Below are 206 nucleotides of genomic sequence, written 5' to 3'. Positions count from 1 at the left end.
GATTGTAAATTCTGCATTTGGCAGTTTCGTATTCCCATCCGCTATATCTACTTTCGTTATTTCTAATTCACCTTCTACCTTCTTATCTTGAACGATATGTTTAATAATTTCCCCATTCTCTTTGATTTCAAATGAGAACGTCTCTTCATTTATTACATAGCCATTCGGCGCTATTGTTTCTTTATACGTGTACTTTCCGTATGGTA

The 206-nt window shown here is 34.5% G+C and carries 1 protein-coding gene; it reads right to left on the bottom strand.

Annotated elements, in window-relative coordinates:
• A partial coding sequence (locus tag MR113_RS28265; RefSeq protein WP_242257538.1) for an MSCRAMM family protein occupies positions 1-206 on the bottom strand: 206 nt, incomplete at both ends.

Origin of the sequence: Bacillus cereus group sp. BfR-BA-01379, from assembly GCF_022663605.1 — a bacterium.
Taxonomy (GTDB): domain Bacteria; phylum Bacillota; class Bacilli; order Bacillales; family Bacillaceae_G; genus Bacillus_A; species Bacillus_A mobilis.
Note: the sequence above shows the minus strand (reverse complement) of the source record. Positions and strands in the feature narration are given on the sequence as shown.